Below are 13818 nucleotides of genomic sequence, written 5' to 3' on the forward strand. Positions count from 1 at the left end.
CGTCACACCCAATACGAGACGCGAGCACGGTAGTTGCGCATCACCAGCAGCGCCAGGGCCCAGCCGACGATCGTGAAGGCGCCGACCACCGCCCAGTGGTGCCAGCTCTGCTCGTTGCCGATCAGCGGCGCACGCACGAGCTGGATGAAGTGGTACAGCGGGTTCAGCTCGGCGACGAGGTCCCGCCAGCCGGCGCTCTCGCCGAACTTGTCCTTGAGGATGTCGGTGGACCACACGATCGGCGTCATGAAGAACAGCAGGTTGATGAGGCTGGTCACGACCTGCGGGATGTCGCGGAACCGTGTGGACGCGATGCCGAACAGCAGTACCACCCAGCCCGCGTTGATCGCCACGAGCACGAAAGCCGGGATCGCGAGCAGCACGCTCCAGTTCAGACCGGGCTGTGGCACGCCGCCCTCGGTGATCGAGTAGCCGGGCGTGGTCACCGAACCCCAGAAGATCGCGATCACGAGGAAGTAGATGATCAGGTTGTGGGCGAGCATGATGCTCTGCCGCCACACCGTGCGCAGCACGTACACCGAGAGCGGAGCGGGCAGGTGCTTGATCAGCCCCTCGTTCGCGATGAACGTGTCCGTGCCCTCCGTCAGGCACCCCAGAATGAAGTTCCAGACGATGAAGCCCGTGGTGATGTAGGGCAGGAACGTGGCGATCTCGGCGCCGAACAGCTGCGAGTACAGCAGGCCGAGACCGAGCGCGGTGATGCCCATGCTGAGCGTGATCCACAGTGGCCCGAGCACAGAGCGGCGGTACCGCTGCTTGATGTCCTGCCAGGCGAGGTGGCCCCACAGCTCACGCTGCCGGGCGCCGTCCCTGAGATCGGCGAACGCACGGCGGAAAGTCCGACTGTCCGAAGCGGGTGGTGCCGATGTCATCGTGGGCGTTTCCGTGGGGTCAACGGTGCTTGTGGCGTGCACGAGATACGAGGGTACTGGCGCCGGATGAAGGCGATCGCGCGCGTCCGCCTCAACCCGTGAGGCGTACCACGACCTGGCAGTCTTCGTAGGAGTACGCCTCGTACGCGAACTGAACGCCTGTGCGCTCGGTGTACTCGCGCCACGCCCGGTACTCGTGGTCCTGCCAGCCGGGGTAGTTGAAGAACTCGTCGAACGCGATCACGGAACCCGCCCGCAGCCGGGGGCCGACGAGGTCGAGCACGGTTTTCGCTGAACTGTAGAGGTCGCTGTCGACGTGCACGAAGTCGATCGGCCGCCCGTGCCGCTCCAGGAAGGCAGGCAGCGTGTCGGCGAAGAGGCCGACCACGAGCTGCGCGCCCGGTACGTCCGGTAGGTCCGTCCTCGCGAACGCGCCCTCGGGCATCCCGGCCAGCCACGGCTCCGGCAGGCCCTCGAAAGAGTCGAAGCCGTACACCTCGCCGCCGTCGCGGGCCTCCGCGATGAGGCGGAGGGTGTTGCCGGAGGCGACGCCGAACTCCAGCGCCAGGCCGCCCTGCGGCGCCAGCGAGACCGCGTACCGGAGCGTCTCCCACGGTTTGCGGAAGTGCCGGGCGCCGAGCAGGTGCTCGCGGGCGAAGCGGTGGCTCTCGGCTGCGGCCTCGCGATCGCCCGCGTAGACGATGTCGCGCCTGCTGCGGATCTCGAACTCGACCACGCGGTCGAGCAGGCGCGCGGTGTCCCGCCGCAGCTCGGCGACCTGTTGTTCGAGCCGCTCAAGCTTGCGCAGCTGTGGGGCCTGCGCTGCCTCGACGGCGCGCACGAGTTTCGCGCGCAGTTCGTGCCGGACCTTTCGCCGCATCACCGGATGATAGGCGCCCGACTGCGCCGTTCGGAGCACTCGGTAGCTGTGTGTGTACGCGTTGCGCACTGCCGGTGTGCTGATAGCTTGCGTTCACATGGAAAGGGACGTCCGGGCGCCCAGTTTGCTGCGGAGCCTGCTCGAGGCGTACGCCGACCGACCCGATCCACGTTCGGTCGCCGTCGTGGGCAATCAGCCGCTCGCCCCGGACGAGCAGCGGGCCAAGGCCATCGACTCGTGCGACCTCGTCTTCCGCGTCAACGGCTTCGTGTGTGACGAGCGGGGCGGCCGCCCTGCGGTCGGCAGCCGGACCCACGTCGTGGTGTTCAACCGCGCGCTGCGGGCCACGAAATGGGTCTTCGACGACTACCCCTCGCGGCTGTATCTGCTGGTGGAGCCGGGCAGGCTGCACTGGGAGCCCGAGGACATCCCGCAGTGGTGGCCCGCCGACCTGGGTTTCGTGCCCGTGTCGAACCGTGAGGTGACGTTGCCGCTGTCGGAGGCGCTCGACCTGCCGACACAGGCGGAGGGCACGTGGGCCACCACCGGCACGATGGCGGCGTGGATCGCGCGGACCACTTTTCCCGACGCCGAACTGGTGCTCACGGGCTTCTCGTTCATCGACGATCCGAACCAGACGGCCTGGGAGCACGCGGCGGGAGATTCGTGCATCGTGGGACCGGAGCACCAGATCGCCGCCGAGGGCAGGCTGCTGGAGTCCTGGACCAGTACGGGCAACACCAAGTTCCTCCGCTGACCACCGAGAACCTCGAAGGAAAACGTGCAGTGAACCCGTTGAGAGTGCTTCGTGAGGGCGCCGCCGCGAGGCTCGCCAGGCTCGTCGACTTCCGCATCGACGACCGCATGCGCGGGCACGTCGAGCGCATCGAGCGGCACGCGGGCAGGCTCGCCGAGCAGGAGCGGCGCGTCGCCGACCTGGCGGCGGAGCTCGACCGGGTCCGCGGTGACCTGCGCTGGACGGCCGGCGAGGTGGAGCGCCTGATCCCGCACGTCGCCGCGCAGGAGGCCCGGCTGGAGGACCTGCGCGCCAAGATCGCGCTGACCCCGCCCGCCGACAAGCCGGAGCTCGCCGAGGCGCGTTCGCTCGTCGAGGAGGTGCAGCGCCAGCACGCCCAGGTGCGCGTGCGGCTCACCGGGATCGCGCGGTACGAGGACCGGCTGCGCAAGCTGGAGGACCGCGCGGGCGCCAGTGGCGACTGAGGCGCCGCTGACCGTCCGCGAGGCGGGCGTTGGTGACGCCGAGCTGCTGCTGAGCTGGCGCAACGACCCGGAGACGCGGCGCTGGTCGCGGACCACCGATGTCGTCGCTCTCGCCGACCACGTGCGCTGGCTCGAGAACGTGCTGGCCTCGGCCGACCGGCTGCTGTTCGTCGCCGAGAAGGACGGGCCGGTGGGCACGGTGCGGTTCGATCTCGTGTCCGACGCCCCCGAGGGCACGTGGGAGGTCAGCATCACCGTCGCCCCCGAGTCCCGCGGCAAGGGCCTCGCCGGGGCGATACTGGCGGCGGGCGAGCGTGAGCTGCGCAGGCGGGAACCCGCGCGGTGCGTGCTCGCGAGCGTCCACGAGGACAACGCGGCGTCCGTGGCCCTGTTCCGCAAGGCCGGCTACACCGGCACCGAGGCGGCCGGGCCGTTCCGGGTGCTCACCAAACCACTGGAGAATGCCTAGCCATGTCCGTCCGCATCGGTAAGCACGACATCGGGCCCGAGCACGCGCCGTTCGTGATCGCGGAGGTGTCGGGCAACCACAACGGCGACCTCGGCCGCGCGCTCGCGATCGTCGACGCGGTGGCCGAGTCCGGGGCGCAGGCCGTGAAGCTGCAGACCTACCGGCCCGACACGATCACGATCGACGTGGACGGTCCCGCGTTCCGGCTCAGCGACGGCCACGAGCTGTGGGGCGGGCAGAACCTCTACCGGCTCTACGAGCAGGCCCACACACCGTGGGAGTGGCACGAGCCGCTGTTCCGCCGTGCCCGCGAGCACGGCCTGGAGGTGTTCTCCAGCCCGTTCGACCCGACAGCCGTGGAGCTGCTGGAGTCCCTCGACGCGCCCGCGTACAAGATCGCGTCGTCGGAGATCGTCGACCTGCCGCTCGTCGAGCTGTGCGCGCGGACCGGCAAGCCGCTGGTGATCTCCACCGGCATGGCCACGGTCGCCGAGATCGACGCCGCGGTGCGCACCGCGCGCGACGCGGGCAACGACCAGCTGATCGTGCTCGGCTGCACGGCCAGCTACCCGGCCGCGCCCGAGGAGAGCAACCTGCGTGGCCTGCCGGTGCTGGCCCAGGTGACGGGCGCGCTGGTGGGGCTGTCCGACCACACACCGGGCCTCGGTGCCCCGGTCGCCGCCGTGGCGCTCGGTGCGTGCGCGATCGAGAAGCACGTCACCCTTTCCCGCGGAGACGGCGGCGTCGACTCGGCGTTCTCGCTCGAACCCGCCGAGCTCGCCGCGCTGGTCACCGAGACACGGCGGGCGTGGCAGGCGCTGGGTGAGCCGGTGCTCGGGCCGAAGGAGAGCGAGCGGGAGGGCCTTCGCCTGCGGCGTTCACTCTACGTCGTCGAGGACGTGCGGGCAGGCGAGCCGGTGACCGAGCGGAACGTGCGCTCGATCCGTCCCGCAGGCGGCCTGCCACCCGCCGAGATCACGAAGGTGCTCGGTCGGACGTTCCGCGTCGACGCCCCGAAGGGCACCCCCCTGAGCTGGGATCTGGTTTGAGGGTCGTTCGACTCTGGGGCCCGGCGCCGAGGCCGTGCGACGCTGCGACTCAGCCTGGGGGTCTGAGGCTGGAGGTCGCGGATGGCCGGCGCCGCGCAGGCTGGACCACTCGAACGCCTCGGCCGCGGCTGCGCGCGGCACCCGTGGCCGGTGTTGCTGGTCTGGCTGGCCGTGCTCGCGGGGGCCACTGTCGGCAAGGTCATGGTCGGCGACGCCTACAGCGATGACTACACGTTGTCGGACACGGAGTCGGGACAGGGCAGCGAGGTGCTCGTCCAGCACGGTGTCACCCACAGCGCGAACTCCGCCCGCATCGTGTTCGAGTCCGGCTCGCTGACCGCGCACCGCGACGCCGTCGAGCAGGCCATCGGCGACGTCCGCGAGGTCGACCACGTGCTCGCCGCGTCCGACCCGTTCGCGCAGGGCGCGACGTCGCGAAACGGCCAGGTCGCGTTCTCGACCGTCCAGTTCGACGCCGACCCCGGCACCATCGGTACCGGGCTCGTCGACGACATGGACACGGCGACCGATCCCGTGCGTTCCGCCGGGGTCTCGGTCGACTACGGCGGCAGCCTCGGGCAGGCCGCCGAGCCGGAGACCGGCGACCGCAGGTCAGAGGCGATCGGCATCGGCGTCGCAGTCGTCGTGCTGCTGCTCGCCTTCGGCAGCGTGTTCGCCGCGGGGCTGCCGATCGTGACGTCGGTGGCGGGCGTGCTCACCGGCGTCGGCCTGCTCGGGCTGCTCGCGAGCCAGGTCCAGTTCGCCACCACGGCGCCCACGCTCGCGATCATGATCGGGCTCGGCGTGGGCATCGACTACGCGCTGTTCCTCGCCACCCGTCACCGGCAGCTCCTCATGGATGGCGTGGACCCGGTGACGGCGGCGGGGCGCACCGTGTCGGGTAGCGGGCGTTCGGTGCTGATCGCGGGCACGACCGTGGTGATCGCGCTGCTGGGCCTGTTCGCGGTCGGAGTGGGTTTCATCGGCAAGCTCGGGCTGGCGGCCGCGATCACCGTGCTCACCGCGGCGGCGACCGCGGTCACGCTCGTGCCAGCTCTGCTGGGGCTTGCCGGGCGACGGATCGACAGGCTGCACGTCCGCCGCCCCGTCGCCGAGGCGAGCGAGCGGGGATCCGCCGATGCCTGGCAACGCTACGCGGGCGGGCTGCTCCGGCACCCGTGGCTCGCGCTGTGCGGTGGGGTCGTGGTGGCCGGAGTGCTGGCGATTCCCGCATTCTCCATGCAGCTCGGCCACATCGACCAGGGCGCCGACGCGGAGGGCAGCACGACCCGGCTGGCCTACGACGCCATCGCGAGAGGCTTCGGCCCGGGTGCGAACGGGCAGTTCACGGTGGTAGTACAGGGCGCCGACGGCAACGTCGCCCAGCGGCTGCAACAGGCGCTGTCGAACACCCGAGGGGTCGCCGCGGCGACAACGCCGACCCAGAGCAAGGATGGGACGCTGATCGTCTCCACCGTCACGCCGACATCAGCCCCGCAGGACAGTGCGACCGATGACCTGCTGCACCGGCTCAGGGACCAGACGCTCCCCGGTGTAATCGGCGGAACGAACGCGCACAGCTACGTCACCGGCGCCACCGCGGGTCAGCTCGACTTCCGCGACATCGCCGCCGCGCGCCTACCGACGATCATCGGCGTGGTGGTGGGAGCCGCGTTCCTCTTGCTGCTGCTGACGTTCCGCAGCCCGGTGCTCGCGCTCAAGGCCGCGGTACTCAATCTGCTGTCGATCGCGGCCGCGTACGGCGTGATCGTCGCCGTGTTCCAGTGGGGCTGGGGCGGTTCGTTCTTCGGCGTCGCCGAACCGGTGCCGATCGAATCCTATGTCCCGATGATCATGTTCGCGATCGTCTTCGGGCTGTCCATGGACTACGAGGTGTTCTTGCTCTCCCGCGTGCACGAGGCGTGGCGGCGCAGCGGCGACAGCCACGCGAGCGTGGTCACGGGCCTCGCCGTCACGGCTCGGGTGATCAGCTCGGCCGCGTTGATCATGATGTCGGTGTTCTTCGCGTTCCTTCTCTCCGACAGCGTCGTGATCAAGATGCTGGCGCTGGGTCTCGGGGTGAGCGTGCTCATCGACGCGACCCTCATCCGGCTCGTGATCGTGCCGGCCGCGATGTTCCTGCTCGGCGACCGGTGCTGGTGGCTGCCCGCCCGGCTCGACCGTGTGCTGCCGCATCTGGAACCCGAGCCGGAATCGAAGGAACGGCCTAGCCCCCGAAGAACGACCGCACCGACGTGATCACGCGGTCCACATCGGACTCGGTGAGGTCCGGGAACAGCGGAAGGGACAGCTGTTCGGAGTAGAACCGTTCGGCGTTCGGGCACAGCCCGCGCCGGTAGCCGAGGTCCTCGAACACGGGGTGCCAGTACACGGGGATGTAGTTCACCTGCACGCCGATGCCGTGCCCGCGCAGGTGGTCGAACAGTGCCCGGCGCCGCCCGCCGAGCACGCGCAGCGGGTACAGGTGCCACATCGGGTCCGCGCCCTCGCGGGTCACCGGGGTGCGCACGCCGTCGAGGTCGGCGAATGCCTTGTCGTAGCGCGTGTGGATCGCCGCGCGGCGCCGCTTGAACTCCGCGAGCCGCCGTAGCTGGCTGCTGCCCAGCGCGCACAGCACGTCCGGCAGCCGGTAGTTGAGCCCGAAGGCGTGCACCTCCTGGTGCCAGCCGCCCTCGTCGGGGTACCGCTGGGCGGCGCGGTCGCGAACGAGGCCGTGGTTGCGGAACGCCCTCGCCCGCTCCAGCAGTTGTTCCGACGCGCTCACCACGGCACCGCCCTCGGCCGTGGTGAGGTTCTTGGTGGCGAAGAAGGAGAACGTGGTGAGATCGGCGAGCGAGCCGATCGGCCTGCCCCGCCACGAGCCGCCGATCGAGTGCGCGGCGTCCTCCAGCAGCAGGGCACCCGCGGAGTCGGCGACCGTGCGCAGCTCGTCCAGCTCCGCGGGGTGACCCGCGTAGTCGACGGCGGCGATCACCTTCGTGCGGCTCGTCACGGCGGCGCTGGCCGCGTGCGGATCGAGGTTGCCGGTGTCGGGCTCGACGTCGGCGAACACCACCTTCGCGCCGTGCAGCGCCGCGGCCGACGCCGTCGCGACGAACGTCATGGGGCTGGTCACCACCTCGTCACCGGGGCCGACGCCCGCGGCCGCGTAGGCCACATGCAGCGCCGCCGTGCCCGAGGTGACCGCCACCGCCGGGGTTCCGCCCGTGTGCTCAGCGAGGTCGGCCTCGAACCGCTGCACCGCCGGTCCCGTGGTCAGCCAGTCGCCGCGCAGCACCTCGGCGACGGCCGCGAGGTCGTCGCCGCCGACCGACTGCCGCCCGTAGGGCAGGAACGGCTCACTCATGTTCGGCGATCAGCTCTTGCAGCTGGCCGGTGTCGAGCCAGAGGTCGTTGGTGTCGGAGCGGTAGGCGAAGCCGTCCGGCACCGGCACGCCGCTCTCCGGCGGCTCGTAGCCCCAGCCCGCGATGTGCGGCTGGACCACGTAACGGTCCTCCAGCAGCAGCGTCCGCCGCGAGTCGTCCGGCGCGATCATCTCCTCGTGCAGCTTCTCGCCGGGCCGGATGCCGACCTCGTGCATGTCGCTGCCCGGCGCGATCGCCTGCGCGAGGTCGACGAGCCGCATGCTGGGGATCCTCGGCACGTACAGCTCGCCGCCGTGCATCTGGTCGAACGAGTCCACCACGAAACGCACCGCCTGTGGCAGCGTGATCCAGAAGCGGGTCATCTCCTTGTGCGTGATCGGCAGCGACTCGCCCCGCTCGGCGAGCGAGCGGAAGAACGGGATGACGCTGCCCCGCGAACCCATCACGTTGCCGTAGCGGACCACGGCGAAGCGGGTGGGGTGCGTGGCCGCGTAGTGGTTGGCGCTGATGAACATCCGGTCGGCGCACAGCTTGGTGGCGCCGTAGAGGTTGATCGGGCTCGACGCCTTGTCGGTGGAGAGCGCCACGACCTTGCGCACGCCGGTGTCGATGGCGGCCTCGATGACGTTCTGCGAGCCCATCACGTTGGTCTGGACGAACTCGAAGGGGTTGTACTCGCCGGTGTCCACCTGCTTGAGCGCGGCGGCGTGGACCACGTAGTCGACGCCGTGCATGGCGCGTTCGAGCCTGCGCCGGTCGCGGACGTCGCCGATGAACCAGCGCAGCCGGGGGTCGTCGCCGAACTGCCTGCGCACCTCGTACTGCTTGAGCTCGTCGCGGGAGAGCACGACCAGCCTGCGCGGGTTGAGCTCGGCGAGCGCGTGGGTGATGAAGGCCTTTCCGAACGAGCCCGTACCTCCGGTGAGCAGGATGCTCGCACCGTCGAGCTCGGCCATGGGGTTACCTCCGCGTTGCAGGCGTATGGACTCCGGCCATCATGTCACCCATGCGGGAACCGCCGGTCGTGAACGTCGTCATCCAGGCGAGGGCGTCGTCGACGCGGTTGCCTGGCAAGGTGCTGCGCTCGCTGGGCGGTCGCAGCGTGCTCGGCTGGGTGGTGCGGGCGGCGTCGGCGACGCCGGGAGTCGACACGGTGGTGGTGGCGACCTCGGAAGCGCCCGGTGACGACGCGGTGGCCGAGGAGGCCGCGCGGTGTGGTGCCGAGGTGGTGCGGGGGCCGCTGGACGACGTGCTCGCCCGCTTCCTGCTCGCGTGCGAGCGGTACCCGGCGGACGCGGTGGTGCGGCTCACCGCGGACTGCCCGCTGCACGACCCCTCGCTGATCGCGCAGCTCGTGGCGTTGTGGCGGGCGCAGCCGGAGCTCGACTACGTGAGCAACGTCCTGGTGCGCACGCTGCCGCGCGGGTTCGACGCCGAGCTGGTGCGGGTGCCGGTGCTCGCCGAGCAGGCGGAGGAACAGGAGGGGTCGCATCGCGAGCACGTCACGTCCGGTGTGCACGGGCGACCGGAGCGTTATGCGTGCGCCGGTATCGTCGTGTCGCCGCCCGCCGGTGACCTGCGGGTCACGCTCGACACCGAGCAGGACTGGACGGTGCTGGAGGGCGTGGTCGCCGAGCTGGGGGACCGCGTTCCGGCGTGGCGGGAGGTCGTGGACGTGCTGCGGCGGCGTCCGGACCTGGTGGCGGTGAACGCGGACGTGGAGCAGAAGGCGGTGCGGTGAGGATCCTGCTGCGAGCGGACTCGTCGCGACAGATCGGGGCCGGGCACATCTCGCGCATGGTCGCGCTCGCCGAGCAGGCGACGCGGCGCGGCTGGACGGTCGCCTTCGCCGGGCGCACGGACAACGCCGACTTCCTCGCGGCGCGCTTCGCCGAGCTGGGCGTTCCGGTGCTCGGGCCAGGGACACGCGCGGACGGCTACGACGCGGTGGTGGTGGACCACTACGGCATCGCCGAGGTGCGTTCCGAGGTGAACTCCGCCGGTGCGCGGCTGGTGTCCTTCGAGGACGGCGTGTTCGGCAGGCGCGCGGCGGACGTGGTGGTGGACTGCGGGCTGGTGCCGCAGCCGCGCCCCGACGACGGTTCGGGCCTGGTGCTCACCGGCGTCGCCTACGCCCCGCTCCGGCAGGTTGTGCTCGAAGCGCGGGACAAACGGAGAGCAAGGGAGCTTTACTCCCGCGAAACGGGAGTAAAGCTCCCACGCTCCCACGACGGGGGCGACGCGAAAGCTCCACACGTGCTGGTGGTGCTCGGTGGGGGTGGGGTGTGGCAGGAGACCGTCGCCGCGTTGCTGGAGGCCCTGCGCGCCACGGGCACGCCGTGCACGGTCGAGGCGCTCGTGCGCGGCGAGCCCGCCCTGCCCGAGCCAGGGCCGGGCCAGCGCTTCGTCGTCTCGCCACCCGGCCCGGGCCTGCACGGCAAGCTCGTCGACACCGATCTGGTGGTCAGCGCCTCCGGCGTGACCCTCTTCGAACTCTGCTGCATCGGCGTGCCGACCGCGCTCGTCCAGCTCGTCGACAATCAGGCCGCCGGCTACCGCGCCGCTGTCGACGGGGGCCTCGCCGCGGGCCTCGGCACGGCCGCCGCGCTCGATGACGCCACCGCGACCCTCACCGCGCTGCTCACCGAGCCCGCCGCTCGCGAGCGGCTCGCCACCACGGCCTCGGCCACCGTCGACGGCCACGGCGCCGCCCGCGTGCTCGACGCGCTCGAAGGGGCCGGCGGATGAGCAAGGGCGCCAGGTCGGGCCTGCTGCTGGGGCTCGCCGTCCTGTTCGCGTTCGGCACCTGGCTGGCGTGGTCGTTCGTGATCGACGACGCCTTCATCACCTTCCGCTACAGCAGGCACCTCGCCGAGGGGTTCGGGCCCGTCTGGAACGTCGGCGGCGACGCCGTCGAAGGGTTCACCAACTTCGCCTGGATGCTCTGGCACGGGCTGTTCGCCTCGTTCGGCGCCGAGAACCTGGTGACCGTCGCGAAGGTGACGTCTGTCGTGCTCGGCGGCGCGACGCTCGTGCTGCTCGTGCGCGCCACCGACGGCGTGGGAGCCGTCGTCGCCGGGCTGGCGTTCGTGCTGTTCCTGCCCACCTACTTCCACCTCAACAGCGGGCTGGAGACCGTGGCCTTCGCCGGGGTGCTGCTCCGGCTGGTGATCGTCGCGCTGCACGTGATCGACGAGGAGCGGGTCTTCGACTGGGAGCCGCCGCTGCTGCTCCTGCTGCTCGCGATGCTGCGGCCGGAGGGCCTCCTCGCCGGACTGCCCGCGCTCGCCGTGTGGTTCTGGTACTCGCGCCGGATCCCCACTGCCCGCTGGGGCCTCGGCGCGCTGCTGGTCGTCGGCGCCGGGTACTTCCTGTGGCGCTGGATCTACTACGGGCAGCTGCTGCCGAACACGTTCTACGTCAAGTTCGGCGACCTCGCCGCGAGCTCCGAGTGGGCAGGGCGCACGGCGCTCGCGCTCGCCCCGCTGCTGGTGCTGACGCTCGCCCTGCTCGTCGTGAAGGGGCTGTGGTTCAAGGGCGCCCTGCTGAGCCTCACGGTCGTGGCCACGTACGCGCCGTACGCGGTGTCCGGCCTGACGATGGACTACCTGCACCGCTTCGCCTACCACGCCTTTCCAGTGCTCTGCCTCGGCGCGGGCATCGCGGTCGCCGCGATCGGTCACCGCCTGGCGAGCGCGGCCGTGGGTGCCGTCGCGGTCGGCTGGGTCGCCGTCACCGGTGCGATCGCCCAGGGGCTGCCGACGATCGCGAACTACGGGGTGGACCTCCAGCGGGCGCACGTCGCGATCGGACAGGGCCTCGCCGAGGCCGGGCTGCCCGAGGAGGCACGCACTCTGGCCGTCAGCGACGCCGGTGCGATCCCGTACTACAGCGACTGGCGGTCAATCGACTACATCGGACTCAACGACGAGGCGATCGCCCACGGCGCCGACCCCACCACCGTAGTGGGCAAGGCAAGGCCGACGGTCGTGATCGTGACGTCGTACCGGCCGGAGATTCCGGGCGAGATGTACGGCCTGGACGTGCGGGCGGCGACCGCCGGTTACCAGCTGGTGGCGCGGATCCAGATGCGCGAGGACTACTGGCAGAACGTCTTCGTCCTGCCGCAGTGGGCGCCCCAGGTGAGCACCGCCGTCACCGCGAGCACCGACGCGGCACGGCTGACGTACGACCAGGGGCGCTACGAGCTGACCGTCGACCGCTGGCTCGACCGCGTCAGCGGCCGCTAGACGAGTAAGTCCTAAGTCTGGGTGGTGTTCGGAGACGGGCGAAGGGTGTTCAAGATCAGTTTGTGAGGACCGACTTGAACACCCTTCTGACCGCACTGTACGTCAAGATCGATGACCATCTGGGCAGGCCATCACGCATGGGGCGGCCGCCTCGTCTCACCGACGCCGAGCTGGTCACGCTTGCGGTGGCCCAGGCCCTTCTGGGCGTGCGGTCGGAGGCCCGCTGGCTGCGGTTCGTCCCCGCGCACCTGCCCGGAGCGTTCCGGTATCTCCCCGGACAGTCCGGCTACAACAAGCGGCTGCGCGCCGCTTCCCCGCTGCTCAAACGCGTGATCCGAATGCTCGCACTCGACACCGACCTGTGGGCCGACACCACGTGGGTGGTCGACTCCACCCCGGTCGAATGCGCCCGCTCCCGGCCCACGGTCAAGCGATCGGCACTGGCCGGATGGGCTGGTTATGGCTACTGCGCCAGCCATTCCCGCTTCTTCTGGGGACTGCGCCTGCACCTGATCTGCACCCCGGCAGGCCTGCCGATCACGTGGGCCCTGGCCGACCCGAAGATCGACGAACGGCAGGTCTTGATGGCCGTGCTCGACCACGACCCCGAGGTGCTGGCCGATCGACCCGGCCTGCTGATCATCGCCGACAAGGGCTACGCGTCCCGCGAGCTGGATCGCTACCTGGCCGACCGTGGGATACGGCTGTGGCGTCCCTCGTATCGCAACCGCGCCCCGCATCCAGCGCAGCACCTGCTCAAACCGGTCCGGCAACTGATCGAGTCGGTCAACGACACCCTCAAGGGCCAACTTGACCTCGAGCTACACGGCGGCCGCACCATCGACGGTGTGACCGCCCGCATCGCACAGCGACTGCTCGCCATGACCGCCGCCATCTGGCACAACCGCGCCACCGGCCAGCCCGTCACCCGATCCCTCATCGCGTTCGACCACTGAGCAGATAGGAATTACTCGTCTAGAGGTACTGCCCGAACCGCAGTGAAGGCCACCTTGCCTGCGCCCAACGCAGTGAAGGTGGCCTTCACTGCAGTTGGGCACTGCAGTTGGGCGGGCCAGTCGTCAGAGGTACTGGCCGGGGTTGCCGATCGAAGGGCCCTGCTCGCCGCCACCCGTGCCGGGGGGCAGGCCGCGGCGCATGTGCTCCAGCTGCACCCGCGCGGCCATCTGCTGGGCGAACAACGCCGTCTGGATGCCGTGGAAGAGCCCCTCCAGCCAGCCGACGAGCTGGGCCTGCGCGATCCGCAGCTCCGCGTCCGACGGCGTGGTGTCGTCGGTGAACGGCGAGACCAGCCGCTCGAGCTCGTTCTGCAGCTCCGGCGCGAGCGCCTGCTCCAGCTCCTTGATCGACGTCTGGTGGATCTCGCGCAGCCGGTTGCGGGAGGCGTCGTCGAGCGGTGCCGCGCGCACCTCCTCCAGCAGCTGCTTGATCATGGTGCCGATCCGCATGACCTTGGCCGGTTCCTCGACCATATCGCCGACCGACTCGTTCTTGTTGTCTCCCTCAGCGCCGGGACCGATCCGCGCCGCACCCACCGGAGCGCCGTCAGGGCCAACGACCACCACGTGGTGTGATGGTTCGCCTTCTTGGCTACCGGCTGTGTGTGAATTCGGGAAGTTCGGCTCCGTCATATGCTCCATCCTGGCTCATT

14 protein-coding genes are annotated in these 13818 nt (G+C 70.5%); 9 read left to right on the plus strand and 5 right to left on the minus strand.

Features of this window, described 5'->3' with window-relative positions; all coding sequences use genetic code 11:
- Nucleotides 1-2: 2 nt before the first annotated feature.
- Together wzm and BA062_RS02995 are read right to left on the minus strand one after the other, a co-directional pair.
- Nucleotides 3-893 carry a galactan export ABC transporter permease subunit Wzm/RfbD gene (wzm, locus tag BA062_RS02990; RefSeq protein WP_110334484.1) on the minus strand — a complete coding sequence of 297 codons (891 nt, stop codon included), beginning with the start codon at nt 891-893 and terminating at the stop codon, nt 3-5.
- A 91-nt stretch (nt 894-984) separates the two neighbouring features.
- Nucleotides 985-1773 carry a class I SAM-dependent methyltransferase gene (locus BA062_RS02995; protein ID WP_110334988.1) on the minus strand — a complete coding sequence of 263 codons (789 nt, stop codon included), beginning with the start codon at nt 1771-1773 and terminating at the stop codon, nt 985-987.
- 97 nt (nt 1774-1870) lie between these two features.
- Between BA062_RS02995 and BA062_RS03000 the strand changes: the two genes are divergently transcribed.
- From BA062_RS03000 to BA062_RS03020, 5 genes are all read left to right on the plus strand, one after another.
- Entirely contained in the window at nt 1871-2530 is a 660-nt protein-coding gene (locus tag BA062_RS03000; RefSeq protein ID WP_425452845.1) for a glycosyltransferase family 29 protein, read from the plus strand.
- 29 nt (nt 2531-2559) lie between these two features.
- Nucleotides 2560-2994 (plus strand): hypothetical protein, encoded by a 435-nt coding sequence (locus BA062_RS03005; protein WP_210406744.1) that lies wholly within the window; start codon nt 2560-2562, stop codon nt 2992-2994.
- Entirely contained in the window at nt 2984-3463 is a 480-nt protein-coding gene (locus BA062_RS03010) for a GNAT family N-acetyltransferase (protein ID WP_110334485.1), read from the plus strand. The genes BA062_RS03005 and BA062_RS03010 overlap by 11 nt, the downstream gene beginning before the upstream one ends.
- A 2-nt stretch (nt 3464-3465) precedes the next feature.
- Nucleotides 3466-4512 carry a pseudaminic acid synthase gene (gene pseI / locus BA062_RS03015; RefSeq protein WP_110334486.1) on the plus strand — a complete coding sequence of 349 codons (1047 nt, stop codon included), beginning with the start codon at nt 3466-3468 and terminating at the stop codon, nt 4510-4512.
- Nucleotides 4513-4593: 81 nt separating this feature from the next.
- A complete protein-coding gene (locus BA062_RS03020; RefSeq protein WP_110334487.1) occupies nt 4594-6771 on the plus strand; it encodes an MMPL family transporter in 2178 nt (725 codons plus the stop codon).
- Here the strand turns inward: BA062_RS03020 and BA062_RS03025 are convergent.
- Nucleotides 6740-7879 (minus strand): DegT/DnrJ/EryC1/StrS family aminotransferase, encoded by a 1140-nt coding sequence (locus tag BA062_RS03025; protein WP_110334488.1) that lies wholly within the window; start codon nt 7877-7879, stop codon nt 6740-6742. The two genes, BA062_RS03020 and BA062_RS03025, sit on opposite strands and share 32 nt — an antisense overlap.
- The gene (pseB, locus tag BA062_RS03030; protein WP_110334489.1) at nt 7872-8855 is read right to left on the minus strand and encodes a UDP-N-acetylglucosamine 4,6-dehydratase (inverting); all 984 of its coding nucleotides are present in this window, start codon (nt 8853-8855) and stop codon (nt 7872-7874) included. The genes BA062_RS03025 and pseB overlap by 8 nt, the downstream gene beginning before the upstream one ends.
- Before the next feature lie 41 nt (nt 8856-8896).
- Here pseB and BA062_RS03035 point away from each other — a divergent pair, with 41 nt between their 5' ends.
- The 4 genes from BA062_RS03035 to BA062_RS03050 all read left to right on the plus strand — a co-directional run bounded on the left by BA062_RS03035 (nt 8897) and on the right by BA062_RS03050 (nt 13105).
- The gene (locus tag BA062_RS03035) at nt 8897-9640 is read left to right on the plus strand and encodes a cytidylyltransferase domain-containing protein (RefSeq protein ID WP_391359589.1); all 744 of its coding nucleotides are present in this window, start codon (nt 8897-8899) and stop codon (nt 9638-9640) included.
- Complete coding sequence (locus BA062_RS03040; RefSeq protein ID WP_110334491.1) at nt 9637-10647, plus strand: spore coat protein; 1011 nt, start codon at nt 9637-9639, stop codon at nt 10645-10647. Before BA062_RS03035 ends, BA062_RS03040 begins: the two co-directional genes overlap by 4 nt.
- Complete coding sequence (locus tag BA062_RS03045) at nt 10644-12149, plus strand: hypothetical protein (RefSeq protein ID WP_110334492.1); 1506 nt, start codon at nt 10644-10646, stop codon at nt 12147-12149. Before BA062_RS03040 ends, BA062_RS03045 begins: the two co-directional genes overlap by 4 nt.
- 62 nt (nt 12150-12211) lie before the next feature.
- Nucleotides 12212-13105, plus strand: coding sequence for an IS982 family transposase (locus tag BA062_RS03050; protein ID WP_110334493.1), 894 nt, complete (start codon nt 12212-12214; stop codon nt 13103-13105).
- Nucleotides 13106-13228: 123 nt separating this feature from the next.
- On the opposite strand, the gene BA062_RS03055 is transcribed toward BA062_RS03050, so the two are convergent.
- Complete coding sequence (locus tag BA062_RS03055; RefSeq protein ID WP_168213870.1) at nt 13229-13798, minus strand: bacterial proteasome activator family protein; 570 nt, start codon at nt 13796-13798, stop codon at nt 13229-13231.
- Nucleotides 13799-13818: the final 20 nt, after the last annotated feature.

This window comes from Prauserella flavalba (assembly GCF_003202235.1).
Classification (GTDB): domain Bacteria; phylum Actinomycetota; class Actinomycetes; order Mycobacteriales; family Pseudonocardiaceae; genus Prauserella_A; species Prauserella_A flavalba.